Source organism: Aliterella sp. E5.1 (genome assembly GCF_057473825.1).
Genome location: NZ_JBYCCV010000002.1, coordinates 131,382 through 149,545 on the forward strand (window position 1 = coordinate 131,382; position 18,164 = coordinate 149,545).

Here is an 18,164-nt window from a genome sequence, read left to right on the forward strand (position 1 = left end):
TTTGCAATATTGTAAAGTATCAAGATTTTACTTGGTTTGCTACGGCTACCAACTGTTCTAGCTCTACAACCACCCGTTCTAATTCTGCAACTAATGGCGTTATTTTACTCGGCGAAATGCCTCAACTAGCACTCGATAGTACCAAAGAGTGCCGATTTTTCCGCCTGTAAATCGTTGCCAAATTTCTTCGCCGACTACGCGGTAATCTTGCAAAATTGAACGCGCATTGTACAACTTATCTGCGGATGAAACTAATAATTACAGATGGGGAAGCGCTAGAAATATGAGCAATATAAGCTTCTTTGCGTTCTCTCCAAGGTGGTTTTGGGATAGTTTTGCTATCTGTACAACCATTAACAATATCTGTAATTGTGTCTCCAAAAGGGCGGCGAATTTCTTGGCGCTTAACGTCTCCCCCTTGGTCTTCTATCGCATCATGAAGCAAAGCTGCGATCGCTTCCTCCTCATTAGCTCCATATTCTAAAGCAATACTAGCAACACCCAATAAGTGAGCAATGTAAGGAACTCCCGAACCTTTACGAATTTGCTTGGCGTGGAGATGCGTTGCATAAGTTAAAGCTTCGGTAAAGCGTTCTGAAAGCATTGTTGGCAGTTGTCCTAAATAAACTCAACATAGCAGAGCAATTTATAATTGAGGATTTCTCACCGCTACGACCACACTTAATCCTCTTAGGATGTAAGATAAAACTGACATATTTAAAAATGTAAGATAAAACTGACACGCTCTTATAATTGAAGGTGTATCATTACTGAAGCATCGTTATGAATAGCGCACAGGTAGAGTTACAGCCAATATCTGTTATTACCGATGACGAACTGATGCTGATGAGTTCAGCAAATCCAGAACTGCGATTTGAACGTAATGCTGATGGTACACTCGTAACTATGCCCCCAACTGGTGGAATTTCTAGTAATAGAGAATTAAAAGCAGGCGCTTATCTCCTAGCTTGGGTAGAAAGTAACAATCTAGGTGAAGTTTTTAGTTCTAGTGCGGGTTTTAGGTTAGCAAATAGTGCCGTACGATCGCCTGATGCAGCTTTTGTTGCCAAAGATCGTTTACCGCCAGGTTGGGATGAAGGAGAAGATCGCTTTTTGGACTTAGCTCCCGATTTAGCTATTGAGATTCGTTCTAAAACTGATAGCTTGTCCCAGCTTCAAGCCAAAATGCAGGAATATATTGCAAATGGTGTAAAACTTGGCTGGTTAATAGATCGCCAAAATCAGCAAGCCTTTGTCTATCGCAAAAGTGACTTATCAATTACTCAGTACCCAGCTACAGCAATATTGAGTGGTGAAGATGTTGTACCTGGCTTTACTCTACCGTTGAAGTCTTTACTTTAAATGAAGCGCTGCTAAAGCAAAATTAGAAAGTTTATTACTGACGGCGGCTTGGGTTAGAAGGCGATCACTAAATAAAATGGCTGTTTTGCGAGTAAACAAGCTACAATCATTAAGGATTCTTTACAGATAGATGATTTTGGTAGGAACTCTGTTAAAGAACACCAGCCCTTATAGAAACTAAGTTCTTAGTCCTTATTTTATGACGCTCCCCATTCGCAACGTTGCTATTATCGCTCACGTCGATCACGGCAAAACGACACTCGTTGATGCTTTGCTACGACAGTCTGGCATATTTCGAGAAGGGGAAGAAGTCCCTGATTGCGTCATGGACTCCAACGCCCTAGAAAGAGAGCGGGGCATTACAATTTTGTCTAAAAATACCGCCGTTCGCTACAAAGAAACTTTAGTTAATATTGTTGATACCCCCGGACACGCTGATTTTGGTGGAGAAGTCGAGCGCGTATTGGGTATGGTAGATGGTTGCATCTTGATTGTAGATGCCAACGAAGGTCCCATGCCTCAAACTCGCTTTGTACTGAAAAAAGCTCTAGAGAAAGGACTACGCCCGATTGTAGTAGTCAACAAAATCGATAGACCCCAAGCCAACCCCCACGGCTCTGTTGATAAAGTATTAGATTTATTCTTGGAACTAGGCGCAGATGACGACCAATGCGATTTTCCTTACTTATTCGCGTCGGGACTTGCAGGCTACGCCAAAGACGATTTAGAACATGAATCAGTGGATATGCAGCCGCTATTTGAGGCAATTTTGCGCCACGTACCGCCACCCGTCGGCGATGTAAATAAGCCTTTGCAGTTGCAAGTAACAACTCTAGATTATTCTGACTATCTAGGACGAATTGTGATTGGCAAAATTCACAATGGCACAATTCGCTCTGGACAGCAAGCAGCATTAATTGTGGAATCTGGAGCAATTGTTAAAGGCAAAATCAGCAAATTGATGGGCTTTGAAGGATTAAAGCGTATTGATTTAGAAGAAGCCAGCGCTGGAAATATTGTTGCTGTAGCAGGTTTTGCTGAAGCAAATATTGGCGAAACCATTACTTGTCCCAACGAACCCCAAGCTTTACCTTTAATTAAAGTGGATGAGCCAACGTTACAGATGACCTTCTCTGTCAACGATTCGCCCTTTGCTGGACAAGAAGGCAAGTTAGTCACTTCAAGACAAGTACGCGATCGCTTATTTAGAGAATTAGAAACAAACGTTGCTTTGCGCGTGGAAGAAACTGATTCCCCAGACAAGTTTCTTGTCTGCGGTAGAGGAGAATTGCACTTAGGCATTCTTATTGAAACCATGCGCCGTGAAGGTTATGAGTTTCAAGTATCTCAGCCACAAGTTATTTACCGCGAAGTTAATGGACAACCTTGCGAACCTTACGAATGCTTGGTATTAGACGTACCAGAAGACGGAGTAGGTAGTTGCATCGAACGCCTAGGACAGCGTAAAGGCGAAATGCAAGATATGCAAGTAGGTGGTAACGGACGTACTCAGCTAGAATTTGTAATTCCCGCTCGTGGTTTAGTTGGTTTTAGAGGCGAATTTATGCGCCTAACTCGCGGTGATGGAATCATGAACCACAGCTTTCTAGATTATCGTCCCCTGTCTGGCGATATTGAAGCTCGACGCAACGGCGTGTTGATTTCCTTTGAAGAAGGTGTTTCGACTTTCTATGCAATGAAAAATGCTGAAGATCGAGGAATGTTTTTTATTCACCCTAGTACAAAAGTCTACAAAGGAATGATTGTCGGCGAACACAATCGTCCTCAAGACTTAGAACTAAACATTTGCAAAACTAAACAGTTAACTAACCATCGCGCGGCGGGTAGTGATGAATTGGTACAGTTACAAGCACCCTTGGATATGAGCCTAGAAAGAGCTTTAGAGTACATTGGACCGGAAGAATTAGTGGAAGTAACCCCTAAATCTATTCGTTTGCGGAAGGTAAGTAAAAAGCTAGTTAGAAGATAAATTCTAAGTAAGCTGGTAGTCTATAAAAGGTGGGTCAACGCCCACCTTTGTAGTATGTAATTATAATTGCGCATGAGTATTGCCAATCGTTGCACTAACTGGTTAGAAACTCACGCTGTCAAACCGGATTATAGTGGTTGGGTATTGGCGGGGGTAGCAATATGCTTTTTTGGTGCAGCAATTAATACTATGGCAGGGTGGCTGTATGTAATTAGTGGCTTGAGTTTTGCGATTTTGGGGATAGCGATCGCCTTACCAAAACGCTCTCTAAACGGCATTAATATTAGCCGTCAGTCTATTCAACCTGTAAGTGCAGGGAATAACTTAACTATTGAACTAGAAATACATAATCAAACATCTCAACCAAAGACTTTATTGCAAGTCCAAGATATTTTACCTTTTGTTCTCGGAAAGCCCGTCAAAATAGCCATAGAAGAAATTGCCCCTAAAACTTCCTATCGTTGGGTTTACGACTTGCCAACAACGCGCCGGGGTGTGTATCAATGGCAAACAGTGCTGCTTCGGACTGCTGCACCTCTGGGATTATTTTGGTGTCGTCGCGATCGCATTTCTGTAGCTAAAGCGATCGTCTATCCATCGGTATTTACCCTAACTCATTGTCCCTTAATCGATGAAATTGGGCTTGAAGACAAGTTGCAAGCAGATAGTCAAAAGCGTTTCCAGTCATCCACTTCTGGCATTACCCGCAGTTTGCGCCCTTACCGCATGGGCGATCCGACTCGTTTGATTCATTGGCGAACAAGCGCCCGTTATGGCGAACTTAGAGTCCGGGAATTAGAAGTAATTACGAGCGGACAAGAAATAATTATTTGCTTAGATAGTGCGGCGGCTTGGCAAATTGATAATTTTGAACAAGCGGTAACGACGGCGGCTTCTTTGTATTTTTATGCAGTCAGGCAACAGTTGAATGTAAAATTGTGGACGGCGAGTACAGGCTTAATTACAGGCGATCGCCTTGTTTTAGAAACTTTAGCCGCAACAAACGCCCAAGAAGAAGCTACAGGCAACAATTTGCCACGCCATGCTCTAATTTGGTTGAGTGAAAACCCACAGACATTGAAGGCGCTGCCTCCTGGTAGTCGCTGGGTATTATGGCAAAATAGCTCTAAAACTTCTAACTTAGAAAATCGGCAATTGCCAGGGCTAACAATTCAAGCAGAGCAATCGCTACAACTACAGCTACAAAAACCCTTAATTTGACTAGCTTGGGTTTGTTTCTTAAAGAATGTTTAGAAAGTAGTTTGGTTAATTGGTAATAATTGGCTTCCCTTTAAGAAGAAGGGCTTAAGCCTTCCTCTCCCTTTTTTAGCGAAGCTAAGAGGGATTTGTACAGTATAGCAATTTATAGACCATACCTTTTCAAACAGCCTCTAAGCTAAAATGCAAAAATAGCAAATCTTATCTCCTAAGCGTCTTTACTATGGATTCTCAAGAAAACTCAAAACTATCTACCGATAAAAACTTAGAAGCAATGTGGCAGTTTTCCCAAACCTACGCCAAACGTACAGGAACTTATTTTTGTGCCGAACCTTCAGTAACGGCGGTAGTTATAGAAGGACTTGCCAAACACAAAAACGATTTGGGCGCACCTTTATGTCCTTGTCGTCATTATGAAGATAAAGAAGCTGAAGTACACGCAACCTTTTGGAATTGCCCTTGTGTACCTATGAGAGAGCGCAAAGAGTGTCATTGTATGCTATTTCTCACTCCAGATAATGACTTTGCGGGCGAGAAGCAAGACATACCCTTAGAGGAAATCAAAACTGTTAGAGAAACTATGGGCTAAGAAAATCAGCCAATTTTGGTACGTCTACCCAACGGCGAGTCTGGTGGGATTGATGAGCAAGATCCATCAATAGCTGGCTGTAAACTCCTTCTCTTAACGAGGGCGTTAGGGCAATACCACGATCGATTCCTTGCACCCAGTTGTCTACTACTCGAATAAAAGGGGCAATTCGCCCATCGGTATAGGTTTGCTCAAAAGCTAGACGCTGGGGAATTTCCATTTCCGTTAAGGGTTCTCCAGCTAAGCTTGCCCACACATGAAAACCATGCACGTAATCTTTTTGATTATTGCTGCCTAATACTAACGTACCGCGATCGCCATATACTTCCACCCAATGTCCCCGCCCTTGATAAGTACAGGCACTAATATTTACTTGGCAAGGATTGCCGTTAGCTAGTTCTAGCATCAGCATACAGCTATCGTCAGCATCTACAGGTTTCATTTCCCCATTGCTATCGGGGCGCAGATTCACGGCGGTGCTTAAATGGGCGCACAATCGCTCTACATCCCCAAATAGCCAACTAATATAATCAAAAGTATGGGAACCCAACGCCCCCAACGCACCTCCCCCCAAATCTTTACGAGCGTACCAATTCCAAGGCTTTGTAGCATCGGCGCGGCTTGGAACTAACCAATCTATTTTAATTAAACGCTGTTGTCCGGTGTAACCTGCGGCGAGAAGTTCGGCTAAATACTGCCACGCAGGGACAAACCGAAATTCAAAATCTAACGCAGCAACAACATTTTGTTTTGAGGCGATGTTATATAATTCTCGTGCTTCAAAAGCAGATAATGCGGTCGGTTTTTCTAGTAATAAATGTTTTCCAGCTTGCAATACAGTTTTCGCCATTTCATAGTGCAAAAATGGCGGCGTAGAAATGCTAACAGCTTGGACTTCTTTGCGGGCAAAAATTTCATCCAAACTGGTGCAGGGATAAGGAATGTTGTAAGTTTGGGCAATTGATCGAGCTTTAGCCCCATCTTGATTGTAAACTGCTACAACTTGAGTGCGTGGGTGTGCTTGCAAGCCAGGAATATGAACTTTTTGACCAAATCCCGTACCGACTACAGCTACATTAATTGGCGATCGCATAGATTGACGTGAGTATAAGGACAATCTATATTTTGAACTGCCGACACCTCAAAAACACAAGTTTAGCGCTGATTTCTTACCGCCGCAGGTTGAAGATTTCTAAAGTGAGTAGTTGTAAGTTGATATTTCACTTCGGAGGGGGAAGGACTTTTATTATCAATCATTTCTATATTGAAGCGATAGCCGACATTCCGCACAGTTTGAACTAGACTTGGCGCTCTAGCATCAACTTCAATCTTTTTGCGTAGAGATAAAACATGGGTATCAATAGTACGCGGGTTATCGATCGCATCGGGCCAAGCGCGGCGGAGTAATTCTGAACGACTTAGGGCTTCACCACTAGCTTGCGCTAATACATACAATAAGCTAAATTCTTGAGGCGTTAAATCTATAAATTCGCCTTGAAAGCGGACGCGACGCTGGATTAAATCGATTTGCAAAGCACCATAATCTAGATAAGCTGGAGCGACAGGAGTACGCTTGCGCCGTAGTATTGCGTCCACTCTTGCCATAAACTCTTGCATTCCAAAAGGTTTGGTTAAGTAGTCATCAGCGCCTGCTTGCAAACCTGTAACTATATCAGGTTCAGTATTTCGCGCTGACAGCATCAAAACTAATGGTTGTTGCTGTAACTGCAACCAGCGACAAAATTCTACACCGTCGCCATCCGGCAGATCGGAATCAAGAATTACTAAAGTTGGTTGCTGAGTTAAAAATATTTCTCTACCTTGTGCGAGGTTGGCCGCTTGATACATTCGGTAGCCTACTTGTTGCAAGTGCCAACTCAAAAGACTTCGCAGATGCGGATTACCTTCAACAATTTCAATTGCAACCAAACCCACTGTTAATATTCCTTTGCGCTTTCATTAATCAACATAACAAAGCTAATAGCTGGGTTTTGTAACCATTGCTACTCTGGGTAATGCTGGATTATAAAAGCAAATAACTAACAACGTTATTAAAAATATTTCAGCTTTGGTAATTTAAGCCGCACTTAACCAAAGCACTGTATTTTTTTCAGGTAGGTATTTTCTACCTACCCAAAAGAGAACATAGCTAATAATTTATGCATTTATGGGCAAATAAGGATGTTTTGCAAAGCACAGTCATAACGACTATGCTTTGTAAGAGTTTTTTGTTATTAGCAGCAAAAACCCAACGAGAACACCAGTATAAGCTATCAAATCAGTTATATTTGGCTTGAGAGGAGTAGCCGAGCGCCGCTTCTACTGTCTGATCCACTCGTCTTAATTGTTTTTTCCAAAATTTGTATTTCTTAGGAGTAGCTTCTAATTAAGCTAAGACTAGCTCCATAGATATATTTTATAAGTAGATTTATTTGATTACAATGTAATTAAGTAGCTGGGGATCGCGCTAGTTCCTGTTTAATCCCTGCGATTAATGTTTTTACTTTTGTTGGTTGGTTGCTTTACCCATAAACCAATTTAATGGTTAATTAATAGTATCAATTGCCATTAATATAGAAAAATCAAATCTAGAAACGATCGGATTTTTACCTCCACTTATGTACCAATCAATATCCCCTTATTTAGTTTTTAGTTATGTTACAAGATACTCAAACTATTCGCTTTTATCAAAGATTAACCGATGCCTTAGTTGAATTATGGCAAAGAGGTTATCGCTCTGACGATTTGCGCCTATTTTTAGACGGATATTTAGCAGCTTTGCGCCAAACTCAAGCAATTGAACCTTATCTAATTCATCGTTTAGAAGAAGATGCTACCCGCTTTCTTTACGATCCATTTAATTTTGAAACACCTCTACCACAAACTGAAGCGGAGTCGGATTATTATTAAAGGGTCACTTAGGCAAAATTCATAATAAATTTTTAACTAACAGAAAATCCCCAAGACTCAAATAGTCTTGGGGATTTTTAAAATGCAGTAGATATATCCTTTAAGAAGCTAGAGCAACTTCTACCATCTGCTGCAAATCACCTTTTTGGTACATCTCAATTAAAATATCCGAGCCGCCGATAAATTCACCACTGACATAAACTTGGGGAATTGTAGGCCAGTTGGAGTATTCTTTAATGCCCTGGCGTATTTCGTTATCTGCCAAAATATCAACTGTTTCAAACGGTACTCCTAGCGTACTCAAAATTTGTACGACATTGTTGGAGAATCCACATTGGGGCATCAATTTAGAGCCTTTCATGAAGACTACAATTTTGTTTTGCTTGACCAAATTATCAATTTTTGTTTGCAATTCTGGAGTCATAATTTTGTTGTTATGCTGTAGAGGGCTAAATTAGTTCAATTCTAAGCTATGAAGCTTGGGGGATAGAAGTTTTTATTGCCAAAGCGTGGATAGCTTCAGAGGACATTGCCCGATCCAAAGCCTGATAAATTAGCTGGTGTTGTTGCACAAGCCCTTTACCCACAAATTGGGATGAAACAACAGTAACTTGATAGTGATCGCCACTGCCTTTCAAGTCTTGTACTTGTACTTGAGCATCGGAAAGACTTACCTTAATCATTTCCTCAACTTGCTGCGGGCTAATCATCACGGTTCCTTAATATATTGCTGCTCAATTACTTTCTAATTTAACTACTTCTTGGGTGGATTTGCAGGGCTGCTACCTTGACCGCTAGCACCACCACTTGTACCTTGAGTGCCAGCACCGCCACTGGTGGGAAAAGGAGCATCTACAAACCCTAGCTCAAATAACTGTTGATAAGCTTTTTTACCTAAGTCTCTTGTAGGGTTTTGACTGCGGATAATTTGAACTAATAAAGGTACAGCGAGTTCAGGCTGATTTTGCGCCCGATGCACTAAAGCTAGTTGATAGGTTGCATCATCCCGCATTTGGGCAGTATCTAAGGCTTTTTTGCGCTGGCTGTCAGCAAGACGATTATCAATACCAGAAAAGCTAGTAGCTAATTCTTGATAAAAATTTGATACTTGATTGAAAACCTGACGAGCATCTTGGAGTTTTTTGGTAGCCAAAGTATAATTTTGAGCAGAAACCGCACTACTAGCTTCGTTCATCAAACGCTGTCCTCCTTGTACGCTCAATACGCTGTTATTTTGAGTATCGGGACTAAGAACATTTGGGCTAGCAGGATCGATTGGTTGGGTTTGATTAGGGTTGTTCGGTTGCTGTGGTTTCGCACTTTGAGCGTTAGCTGGTACTAGAGTAATCAAAACTAATACCGACGATAAAAACGTTAGATAGGTGTAGCGAGGCAAAAAGCGAATAGTTCCAGCAAATATCATGGCGTAACTGGGTACAAAGAGAACATCGAACTAATTAAAACTTTGGGTATCTTAACTCTCATTGGTGTTTTTACCAAATTTGCTTTCCCCGTTCAAAGTTTCCAAGACGTAGACTTAATGAATGAGTAATTGGTTCCTTTTAGATTGGCGCATAACCTCAAATCAAAGTTTTGAGTGTATTTTCCAAATCAATAGTTAATTGTTTAGCACTTTGCTTGACCGAACCGCGATCGTAATTTGCCACTTTGAGGGGAGCGCCGATGCGAATCCACACATCACAACCCCATTGAGGATACTCTTGACTGTATTTAATTCCAATTGGGACAATTTGCACCCCTAAGCCAGGATGAGTAGTTTCTGCACTCAAAGCTAAACGAGCAAGTCCTGGCTTGAGGGGATGAACGGAGCCATCGCGGAAAATATTACCTTCAGGAAACATGACCAGCATTTCTTGTTGTAGAAGTACCTCAACGCCATGACGCAAAGTGCGAATTGATGGACGGTTAGTGTTGACAGGAAAACCACCCAAGCGGCGGACAAACCAACCTTGAAGACCTGATGCTTCGTTCTCCGACACCATAAAAGTTAAATCTCGCCCGGTTACGGTGCGACCAGTTACCGCCGGGATCATCATCGCATCCCAGCGAGAACGATGAGTAGGCGCAAGAATAACAGGACCTGTCATTGGCAAATTTTCTTGTCCAGAAGTCACAATTTTGCCAAAATGCAACGGTAAAACAATTCGACACCCCAAAAAATACGCTAATGGTGCTAGCCAAGGCGAAACTCTGGAACTAATTGGCGCAGAAAGAGCAACTTCTTCATTGCTAAGGTTGGGAGTGTCAATAGATTGTGGTTCCATTTGCGTCATCATGATGGCTGCGGGCTTAAACTAGATTAATCCAAACGTAAATTTTCTAATAGTAATTGTCTTGTTCGATGAGGACACTTTCACTAGCGTCATCCTAGAAAAATTGAGAATTGTTACCTATTACTTATTCTTTTTTGAGCAAACCATGCTTGCAATTGCTGGCGACAATTAGATTCTAAAATGCCCCCCAACACCGCCAGTCGATGATAAGAGCAAGGGCTATCGGGAATATTGCTAACCGTACGGACAGCGCCAGTTTTGGGATCGTCAGCACCATAGACTAGCAATTTAACCCGTGCCTGGATAATAGCACCCGCACACATTGGGCATGGCTCTAACGTGACATAAAGCGTGCAATCGTTGAGATGCCAAGTTTGCAAACATTGACCAGCCAAGCGCAAAGCAACAACTTCTGCGTGGGCTGTGGGGTCATTGTGGCGCTCTCGATAGTTTTGTGCCTCAGATATCAACTCGTTGTGGCGATCGACGACGATCGCCCCGACAGGGACCTCTCCGGCATCGCCTGCCTGTTGTGCTAGCAAAACCGCCCGTTGCATCCAATATTTATGTTGCTCGTAAGGCGGGGCAATTTGACTATCCACTTTTTTTAAGCGCTTTGAGCAAGCATTAGATCTAACTGACCTTGTTTGTCTAGCTTATGGAGATCGTCACAGCCTCCTGTGTGTTGGTTATTAATAAATATCTGCGGGACGCTGCGCTTGCCGTTGGCACGTTCTGCCATGGAGGTTCTAGCAGACTCATCGCCATCAATTTTGTACTCAGTGAAGTTGACACCCTTCCACCACAGCAGCAATTTTGCTCGGATACAGTAAGGGCAAGTTTGCCAAGTATAGATTTCTACATTGGCTTTGATGCGTTCGGGATGGCGGTTGAGGACTGGGTTAAGAAAATCTAACATTGTTTTAATTAGTGAATAATACACATATCTAGATTTTAAAAGCGATCGCCTTTTACTAGAAGCAAATTAATTTAGCAGTAAAACTTAACACTCCTTGAGTTAATACTTTTTATTAGTGGTATCCGCGCTTTGGTAGACTTGAGAACTGAAATCGCCAAACTTCATCGGCAGTTTAGAGGACAGACTTCGTGGAAAATACATTAGGGCTAGAGATTATCGAGGTAGTAGAGCAAGCAGCGATCGCTAGCGCTCGATGGATGGGTAAGGGTGAGAAAAATATTGCCGACCAAGTGGCTGTAGAAGCCATGCGCGAGCGGATGAACAAAATTTATATGCGGGGTCGCATTGTTATTGGTGAAGGCGAACGCGATGAGGCTCCCATGTTGTACATCGGTGAGGAAGTGGGTATTTGTACCCGCGAAGATGCCAAAGCATACTGCAACCCAGATGAATTAATTGAAATTGACATTGCCGTTGATCCCTGCGAAGGTACTAATTTAGTTGCCTACGGTCAAAATGGTTCAATGGCAGTTTTAGCTATTGCCGAAAAAGGTGGCTTATTTGCCGCGCCAGATTTTTATATGCGAAAATTGGCTGCCCCTCCAGCCGCTAAAGGTCATGTAGATATCAACAAATCCGCCACTGATAACCTCAAAATTCTTTCTGAATGTTTGAACCGTGCCGTAGAAGAGTTAGTGGTGGTAGTGATGGATCGCCCCCGCCATAAAGATTTAATTCAAGAAATCCGCACGGCTGGAGCTAGAGTTAGGCTAATTAGCGATGGTGACGTTTCTGCTGCCATCTGCTGCGCCTTCTCTGGGACTAATATTCATGCCCTTATGGGTATTGGAGCCGCCCCTGAAGGAGTAATTTCTGCCGCAGCAATGCGTTGTTTGGGCGGACACTTTCAGGGTCAATTGATCTACGATCCAGAAGTAGTACAAACAGGTTTGATTGGTGAAAGCAGGGAAGGCAACCTTGCTCGATTACGGGAAATGAATATTCATGACGCGGATAGAGTATATGACGCTAATGAACTAGCGTCGGGCAATACTATATTGTTCGCCGCTTGCGGTATTACTCCTGGTAGTTTGATGGAAGGCGTTCGCTTTTTTGGTGGCGGCGCTAGAACTCAAAGCCTAGTCATTTCCAACCAATCCCAGACAGCACGCTTTGTCGATACGATTCATCTATTCGATAATGTCAAGTCGCTGCAACTACGATAAGAGGCACAAGGCTAGGAGGACGGACACCTATGTTCTCCTAGCCGATACTTGGAGGAGACATGAACATTGCGGTTGTGGGGCTAAGTCACAAGACTGCCCCGGTGGAAGTTCGAGAAAAGTTAAGTATTCCAGAACCACAGATGGAAAGCGTTATGGCGCACCTTTGTAGTTATCCTCATATCGAGGAAGTTGCAATACTTAGCACTTGCAATCGTTTAGAGATATATATCGTTACTCACGAAACCGAGCAAGGCATCAGAGAAGTCAATCAGTTTTTATCAGAACACAGCAAATTGCCAATGTTGGCGTTGCGACAACACTTATTTGTTCTGCTTCATCAAGATGCAGTTATGCACTTGATGCGAGTGGCGGCGGGATTGGATAGCTTGGTATTGGGCGAGGGGCAAATTCTTTCTCAAATCAAGCAAACCCATAAGTTAGGGCAACAATACAACGGCATCAAATCTATTCTTAATAAGCTATTTAAACAAGCAATCACGGCGGGTAAGCGCGTCCGAACAGAAACCAATATTGGTACGGGTGCGGTTTCTATCAGTTCGGCGGCGGTGGAACTAGCACAGATGAAAGTCCAAAACTTGGCAGCTTGTCGAGTGACAATTATTGGTGCGGGGAAAATGTCGCGGCTACTGGTACAGCATTTGTTAGCAAAAGGTGCGGTACAAATTACAATTTTGAATCGATCGCGTCAGCGTGCGGAAGAATTAGCTAAGCAATTTAGTCAAGTAACTTTACAAATTCAACCAATTTCCGAAATGATGGCAGTGGTAGCAATGTCAGACTTGGTATTTACAAGTACGGCAGCAACCGAGCCTTTGGTAGATCGTGCCAAATTAGAAGCAGCTTTAGAACCAAATCATCCGTTAATGTTATTTGACATTTCTGTGCCGCGTAACGTCCACGGAGACGCAAAGAAGCTAGAAAACGTCCAAGCGTTCAACGTAGACGATTTGAAGGCTGTAGTCGCCCAAAATCACGCCAGCCGTCGCAAGATGGCAATGGAAGCGGAGAAGTTGTTAGAGGAAGAAGTGGCAATTTTTGATAATTGGTGGCGCAGTCTAGAGACAGTTTCGACAATTAGGTGCTTGTGGGATAAAGCGGAGGCTATTCGCGAACAAGAATTGGAAAAAGCCTTGTCTCGCCTAGGATCGGAGTTTGCTGAGAAGCACCAAGAAGTAGTTGAAGCTTTGGCGAGAGGAATTGTCAATAAAATTCTTCACGATCCGATGGTGCAACTAAGGGCGGAACAAGATATTGAAGCTAGACGGCGTTGTATGCAGTCGCTACAAATGCTGTTTAACTTAGATGTCCGAGAAGCTATATAGCACTATAAATTTATCTTAGTTTCTAATTTAATCCGTGCAGTTAGTAGCCGCACGGATTTTTTATCGTGCGATCGCATATAATCTTCAATCTTTATACTTTCTACATATAATATCGAGGGATCGTTAATACAATCGAGGTAATAAATAAGGCCCTAATATCATGGAAAACTTATCTTTATTACCTCAAGTTATTCAAGAGCTAGAGCAACACGAAGATTCTCTACGGCTAAAAAAGCTATTACTCTATCTTTGTCAGCAAGTTTGGGAAAACGAGCAAGCAAAAATAAACAATGCAGACTGGCATAGTTTGACTCAAGAATTAGTTAGCAAAAAAAAGACTTTCGCCAGCTTAAAAAAGTATATCTAAAAAGTATTTGTTAGTAGCAAATCTACTTGCTTCTCAGTTAGAAACATTATATTTTGTCGAAGAAAATGTAACTCAAGCTTGTTTGGCTCAGTTTCAAGAGGAGTTATTGCCTCAAGAAATATTTGAGCGAGAAGAAACCACTAAGCCTTACGATTCCTACAAAATTAGATCGGAAATTAGCAGAAATGTTAACCCCTTGAGAGCAAAAATACTATTATTTTCGACGTTAAATGAGCGATTTAAAAAGTTCTTGGCTGGTGGTGGCATAGTTGCTTTTCAGTCGTTTTACCTTTGTATTATGCAGCTTAAATGCCGATTAGCTTAGTTAAAATTGGCTAGAGGTTGAGCATAAGCCAAAAATCTTGCTGCTTTAAGCGACTCCACCGCACTATTGCAGTTTTGTACCCAATACTGACGACCAAAACGGACTAATTGACGCTGATTTATGGCTGTAACGATCGCAAGTACGGGAGTATTGGCTTTTTCTTTGTCACCAGATTGCTCTTGAAGAATGCTTCTTAAATGATTTTGCTGCTGAGAGTCTACGGCTTGCTCGATAGTTAATTCTACCATCACCATCTGCACTTTGTCGATTAGTTGAGCATTTTCAATAATTAACTGAAGCCCGTCGTCATCTTTGCGATCGATTTTACCCCAGACAATTAGCCGCGCATCAGGAATTAGCAACGAGCCAATTTGCTCGAATACTCTAGGGAATACCACTGCTTCCGTTTGTCCTGTCAAATCTTCAAGTTTCACAATCGCCATGCGATCGCCTTTTTTGGTAGTAATTGGTTTAATGCTGCTAATCATTACTACCGCACACAGTAAGGCTTTTTTGCTTTGCGCTTCTAATTCACTTAAATTAATTGGTGCTAAAACTTGCGCGGCGGAACGGATAGATTTTAGGGGATGATCGGAAACGTAGAAGCCAAGTAGTTCTTTTTCTTTGGATAGCTTTTCTTGTTGCGAGAAATCAGCTACTTTTGCAGCTTTGGGAACCGAGTCAAACTTGTTAGTAGCTTGCTCGTTATTTGTTAAACCACTCCAATCAAAGAGGTTTACTTGTCCGCTTGCGCGTTCTTTGAGACGAGATTGCGACCAATCTAAAACTATATCCAAGTCGTGAATTAACTGATTGCGATTAGGCTCAATTTTGTCAAAACCACCGCATAAGATTAAGGTTTCCAAGGCGCGACGGCTAACTGTACGCAAATCTACGCGATCGCACAAATCGGCTAAAGACTTAAATTCGCCACCACTATTTCTTGCTTCTAAAATACATTCGCTTGCACCAAGTCCAAGATTTCGCACTGCACTAAATCCAAACAAAATTGAACTTTCAAGCGGAGCAAAATCTATAACCGAACGATTGATATCTACTTGTTCTATAGGAATATTCATCGTCAAACAAGTAGCAATATATTTTTGCACCTTGTCTGTATCGCCGCTATTTGAAGTTAGTAGCGCCGCCATATACTCAACGGGATAGTTTGCTTTCAAGTAAGCCGTTTGATAAGTTACATATCCGTAAGCTGTAGAATGGGATTTGTTAAAGCAATATTCCGCGAATTTGACCATTTGCTCGAATAAAAACTCAGCTACTTGTTTTCTTACGCCATTTTTTGCGGCTCCATCTACAAAGGTTTCTCGATGTTTCTGCATCTCTGATGCTTTCTTTTTACCCATTGCTCGCCGGAGTAAGTCGGCTTGTCCTAAAGAATACCCAGCCAAGTCTTGAGCTTGTTTCATAATTTGCTCTTGATAGACTAAAACTCCGTAGGTTTCTTCTAAAATTGGCTCTTGTAATGGAGTTTTATATTCTATTTTTTCTCTACCATGTTTGCGATCAATAAATTCAGGTATCAAACCCGCATCTAATGGTCCTGGTCGATATAATGCCAGAATTGAAGAAATATCTTCTATACAAGAAGGTCGCAAATCTCTAACTATTTGCCGCATTCCTGAAGATTCAAGTTGAAAAATACCTTCTAATTCACCTGCTTCTAATATTTTGTAGGTTTTCTCTACATCTTTAGGCATTTTTTTTACTTCGCCTTTAGCAAGGATTTTTTGTACTCTCCTTTCTTCTAGAGGTAAAGCATCAGGATCGATAGTAATATGACGATTTTGCTGAATTAAATCGACAGTTTTTTGAATTAAAGTTAAGTTTCTTAATCCCAAAAAGTCCATTTTTAATAACCCCAGCGATTCCAAATCTTCCATGAAGTATTGAGTAATCACTGAGCCATCATTATTCTTTTGCAAAGGTACAATTTCATCTAGAGGTTCCGATGAAATTACTACCCCGGCGGCGTGAACTCCGTAGGTTTTATTAGTTCCTTCTACGCGCATCGCCATATCAATCCAATGATGTACCGTTGGATCGTTGTCGTATTTTTCTTTAAATTCTGGTGCTGGTGTAGCAGCAGAAATCATTACAGCTAACTTAGTTGGCTTACCTCTAACTACAGGAATTAGCTTCGCCATGCGGTCAGATTCTCCATAAGGAATATCTAACACTCTTGCCACATCTTTGAGTACAGATTTTGACGTTAAGCGGTTAAAAGTAATAATTTGAGCAACTTTATCTGCACCATACCTTTCTGTCACATATTCAATCACTTTGCCGCGTTTTTCAATACAAAAATCTGTATCAATATCTGGCATTGACTTACGTTCTGGGTTTAAGAATCGCTCGAATAATAAGCCATGATGTACGGGATCGATATTAGTAATTTGCAGCGCGTAAGCAACTAAAGAACCTGCTGCAGATCCACGTCCTGGTCCTACAGGAATGCTATTATCTCTAGCATATTTGATGTAATCCCATACAACTAAAAAATAAGTAGCAAAACCCATTTGCTGCATCATTTTTAGTTCGTAATCTAGCCTTTCTCTGTAAACTGGCTCAATTTCGTTGGGAGACTTACGATTAAATCTTTGTAGTAATCCTTGCCAAGTAACGTATTCTAAATAAGTATCCGCCGTATGTCCCGCAGGCACTTCATAATTAGGAATGCGAGACTCACCCATGAGATGATAAGGCTCAACTTTTTCTGCAACTTCTAAGGTAGTTGCGATCGCTTCATCTATTACGTCTTCTGGGAGATGATCTCGAAACAATTGTTTCATCTCTTGAGCGGATTTGAGATATTCTGTACCGCTATAGCGCATCCGCTTGTCTTCACTAATTAGCTTTTTAGTTTGAATACATAGTAATGCGTCGTGAGCTTCTACATCGTAGCAAGACACAAAATGCGAGTCATTGGTAGCAATAAATTTAATATCTAACTCGCGGGCAATTTTAATGATTTCCACATTAACAATTCGGTCTTCTTGCATTCCATGATCTTGAATCTCTAAATAGTAATCATCAGCAAATATAGCTTTATATTCTTTTGCTACTTTTCGCGCTACATCTAGTCTTCCAGCAAGGATAGCTTGAGGTATTTCGCCGCCTAAACAAGCACTGGTGACTATTAACCCTTCATGATATTGGGTAAGTAATTCTTTATTGATACAAGGACGAGCAAAAATACCGCTACCTTGCATACCTTTAAGGTGGGAAATAGTAGTTAGTTTGACTAAGTTTTTGTACCCTTTAGTATTTTTAGCTAAAACAACTTGATGATATTTAGGTACTCTACGACGAGCTTTGTTTTCAATATCGCCGTTCATGACATACATTTCATTGCCAATTATTGGCTTAACATTTCTACTCCGACAAACTTTAATTAGTTCGATCGCTCCATACATTACCCCGTGATCGGTAAGCGCGATCGCTTTCATGTCTAATTCAATGGCTCGATCTACCAGTGCAGGTAGTTGACTTGCACCATCAAGCAAGCTGTAATCGCTGTGAATGTGTAAACCAACAAAAGACATAGGTTTATTAAATAGTTAGAGTTGATTGACTTAATTTATGTAATTTTTCGCGCTTATA

The 18,164-nt window shown here is 41.6% G+C and carries 18 protein-coding genes and 1 pseudogene; 9 read left to right on the forward strand and 10 right to left on the reverse strand.

Annotation, left to right across the window (positions count from 1 at the left end; translation table 11 throughout):
- Window positions 1-19 precede the first annotated feature (19 nt).
- Window positions 20-604, reverse strand: a pseudogene (locus tag AC2VE5_RS01610) (HD domain-containing protein).
- Between the two features lie 179 nt (window positions 605-783).
- Between AC2VE5_RS01610 and AC2VE5_RS01615 the strand changes: the two are divergent.
- The 4 genes from AC2VE5_RS01615 (at window position 784) to AC2VE5_RS01630 (ending at window position 5,159) form a co-directional block, all read left to right on the forward strand.
- Window positions 784-1,362 carry a Uma2 family endonuclease gene (locus AC2VE5_RS01615; protein WP_486886031.1) on the forward strand — a complete coding sequence of 193 codons (579 nt, stop codon included), beginning with the start codon at window positions 784-786 and terminating at the stop codon, window positions 1,360-1,362.
- A gap of 199 nt (window positions 1,363-1,561) precedes the next feature.
- Window positions 1,562-3,352 (forward strand): translational GTPase TypA, encoded by a 1,791-nt coding sequence (gene typA / locus AC2VE5_RS01620; protein WP_486886032.1) that lies wholly within the window; start codon window positions 1,562-1,564, stop codon window positions 3,350-3,352.
- Window positions 3,353-3,424: 72 nt separating this feature from the next.
- On the forward strand, window positions 3,425-4,573 hold the full coding sequence (locus tag AC2VE5_RS01625; RefSeq protein ID WP_486886033.1) for a DUF58 domain-containing protein: 1,149 nt from the start codon (window positions 3,425-3,427) through the stop codon (window positions 4,571-4,573).
- 220 nt (window positions 4,574-4,793) lie between these two features.
- Window positions 4,794-5,159 carry a ferredoxin thioredoxin reductase catalytic beta subunit gene (locus AC2VE5_RS01630; RefSeq protein WP_486886034.1) on the forward strand — a complete coding sequence of 122 codons (366 nt, stop codon included), beginning with the start codon at window positions 4,794-4,796 and terminating at the stop codon, window positions 5,157-5,159.
- Here the strand turns inward: AC2VE5_RS01630 and AC2VE5_RS01635 are convergent.
- Window positions 5,149-6,252, reverse strand: coding sequence for a Gfo/Idh/MocA family protein (locus AC2VE5_RS01635; RefSeq protein ID WP_486886067.1), 1,104 nt, complete (start codon window positions 6,250-6,252; stop codon window positions 5,149-5,151). The genes AC2VE5_RS01630 and AC2VE5_RS01635 overlap by 11 nt on opposite strands.
- Window positions 6,253-6,314: 62 nt before the next feature.
- Window positions 6,315-7,094: a response regulator transcription factor gene (locus AC2VE5_RS01640; protein WP_486886035.1), complete on the reverse strand. Its 780-nt coding sequence runs from the start codon at window positions 7,092-7,094 to the stop codon at window positions 6,315-6,317.
- A 720-nt stretch (window positions 7,095-7,814) separates the two neighbouring features.
- On the opposite strand from AC2VE5_RS01640, the gene AC2VE5_RS01645 reads away from it, so the two are divergent.
- Window positions 7,815-8,069, forward strand: a complete 255-nt coding sequence (locus AC2VE5_RS01645; RefSeq protein ID WP_486886036.1) for a DUF6761 family protein — start codon at window positions 7,815-7,817, stop codon at window positions 8,067-8,069.
- A 100-nt stretch (window positions 8,070-8,169) separates the two neighbouring features.
- On the opposite strand, the gene grxD is transcribed toward AC2VE5_RS01645, so the two are convergent.
- From grxD to grxC, 6 genes are all read right to left on the reverse strand, one after another.
- A complete protein-coding gene (gene grxD / locus AC2VE5_RS01650) occupies window positions 8,170-8,493 on the reverse strand; it encodes a Grx4 family monothiol glutaredoxin (RefSeq protein WP_486886037.1) in 324 nt (107 codons plus the stop codon).
- A gap of 46 nt (window positions 8,494-8,539) precedes the next feature.
- Complete coding sequence (locus AC2VE5_RS01655; RefSeq protein ID WP_486886038.1) at window positions 8,540-8,779, reverse strand: BolA family protein; 240 nt, start codon at window positions 8,777-8,779, stop codon at window positions 8,540-8,542.
- 44 nt (window positions 8,780-8,823) lie between these two features.
- Window positions 8,824-9,492, reverse strand: a complete 669-nt coding sequence (locus AC2VE5_RS01660) for a hypothetical protein (RefSeq protein WP_486886039.1) — start codon at window positions 9,490-9,492, stop codon at window positions 8,824-8,826.
- A gap of 157 nt (window positions 9,493-9,649) precedes the next feature.
- Window positions 9,650-10,366, reverse strand: a complete 717-nt coding sequence (locus tag AC2VE5_RS01665; RefSeq protein WP_486886040.1) for a lysophospholipid acyltransferase family protein — start codon at window positions 10,364-10,366, stop codon at window positions 9,650-9,652.
- A gap of 110 nt (window positions 10,367-10,476) precedes the next feature.
- On the reverse strand, window positions 10,477-10,953 hold the full coding sequence (gene tadA / locus AC2VE5_RS01670) for a tRNA adenosine(34) deaminase TadA (RefSeq protein WP_486886068.1): 477 nt from the start codon (window positions 10,951-10,953) through the stop codon (window positions 10,477-10,479).
- Window positions 10,954-10,970: 17 nt separating this feature from the next.
- Window positions 10,971-11,282: a glutaredoxin 3 gene (gene grxC, locus AC2VE5_RS01675; protein ID WP_486886041.1), complete on the reverse strand. Its 312-nt coding sequence runs from the start codon at window positions 11,280-11,282 to the stop codon at window positions 10,971-10,973.
- A 188-nt stretch (window positions 11,283-11,470) separates the two neighbouring features.
- On the opposite strand from grxC, the gene glpX reads away from it, so the two are divergent.
- The 4 genes from glpX (at window position 11,471) to AC2VE5_RS01695 (ending at window position 14,543) form a co-directional block, all read left to right on the forward strand.
- Window positions 11,471-12,508 (forward strand): class II fructose-bisphosphatase, encoded by a 1,038-nt coding sequence (gene glpX, locus AC2VE5_RS01680; protein WP_486886042.1) that lies wholly within the window; start codon window positions 11,471-11,473, stop codon window positions 12,506-12,508.
- A 59-nt stretch (window positions 12,509-12,567) separates the two neighbouring features.
- Complete coding sequence (locus AC2VE5_RS01685; protein ID WP_486886043.1) at window positions 12,568-13,851, forward strand: glutamyl-tRNA reductase; 1,284 nt, start codon at window positions 12,568-12,570, stop codon at window positions 13,849-13,851.
- Window positions 13,852-14,011: 160 nt separating this feature from the next.
- Entirely contained in the window at window positions 14,012-14,218 is a 207-nt protein-coding gene (locus AC2VE5_RS01690; protein WP_486886044.1) for a hypothetical protein, read from the forward strand.
- 7 nt (window positions 14,219-14,225) lie between these two features.
- Window positions 14,226-14,543 carry a hypothetical protein gene (locus AC2VE5_RS01695; RefSeq protein WP_486886045.1) on the forward strand — a complete coding sequence of 106 codons (318 nt, stop codon included), beginning with the start codon at window positions 14,226-14,228 and terminating at the stop codon, window positions 14,541-14,543.
- Here the strand turns inward: AC2VE5_RS01695 and AC2VE5_RS01700 are convergent.
- Window positions 14,540-18,106: a DNA polymerase III subunit alpha gene (locus tag AC2VE5_RS01700; RefSeq protein WP_486886046.1), complete on the reverse strand. Its 3,567-nt coding sequence runs from the start codon at window positions 18,104-18,106 to the stop codon at window positions 14,540-14,542. The genes AC2VE5_RS01695 and AC2VE5_RS01700 overlap by 4 nt on opposite strands.
- Window positions 18,107-18,164 lie beyond the last annotated feature (58 nt).

Excerpts from the sequence above, each read along its gene's own strand:
- typA (WP_486886032.1), top strand. The coding sequence starts at position 1,562 with ATGACGCTCCCCATTCGCAACGTTGCTATTATCGCTCACGTCGATCAC.
- AC2VE5_RS01685 (WP_486886043.1), top strand. The coding sequence starts at position 12,568 with ATGAACATTGCGGTTGTGGGGCTAAGTCACAAGACTGCCCCGGTGGAA.
- AC2VE5_RS01690 (WP_486886044.1), top strand. The coding sequence starts at position 14,012 with ATGGAAAACTTATCTTTATTACCTCAAGTTATTCAAGAGCTAGAGCAA.
- AC2VE5_RS01630 (WP_486886034.1), top strand. The coding sequence starts at position 4,794 with ATGGATTCTCAAGAAAACTCAAAACTATCTACCGATAAAAACTTAGAA.
- AC2VE5_RS01625 (WP_486886033.1), top strand. The coding sequence starts at position 3,425 with ATGAGTATTGCCAATCGTTGCACTAACTGGTTAGAAACTCACGCTGTC.
- AC2VE5_RS01645 (WP_486886036.1), top strand. The coding sequence starts at position 7,815 with ATGTTACAAGATACTCAAACTATTCGCTTTTATCAAAGATTAACCGAT.
- AC2VE5_RS01615 (WP_486886031.1), top strand. The coding sequence starts at position 784 with ATGAATAGCGCACAGGTAGAGTTACAGCCAATATCTGTTATTACCGAT.
- grxD (WP_486886037.1), bottom strand. The coding sequence starts at position 8,493 with ATGACTCCAGAATTGCAAACAAAAATTGATAATTTGGTCAAGCAAAAC.
- AC2VE5_RS01665 (WP_486886040.1), bottom strand. The coding sequence starts at position 10,366 with ATGATGACGCAAATGGAACCACAATCTATTGACACTCCCAACCTTAGC.
- AC2VE5_RS01635 (WP_486886067.1), bottom strand. The coding sequence starts at position 6,252 with ATGCGATCGCCAATTAATGTAGCTGTAGTCGGTACGGGATTTGGTCAA.
- AC2VE5_RS01700 (WP_486886046.1), bottom strand. The coding sequence starts at position 18,106 with ATGTCTTTTGTTGGTTTACACATTCACAGCGATTACAGCTTGCTTGAT.
- grxC (WP_486886041.1), bottom strand. The coding sequence starts at position 11,282 with ATGTTAGATTTTCTTAACCCAGTCCTCAACCGCCATCCCGAACGCATC.
- AC2VE5_RS01660 (WP_486886039.1), bottom strand. The coding sequence starts at position 9,492 with ATGATATTTGCTGGAACTATTCGCTTTTTGCCTCGCTACACCTATCTA.
- AC2VE5_RS01655 (WP_486886038.1), bottom strand. The coding sequence starts at position 8,779 with ATGATTAGCCCGCAGCAAGTTGAGGAAATGATTAAGGTAAGTCTTTCC.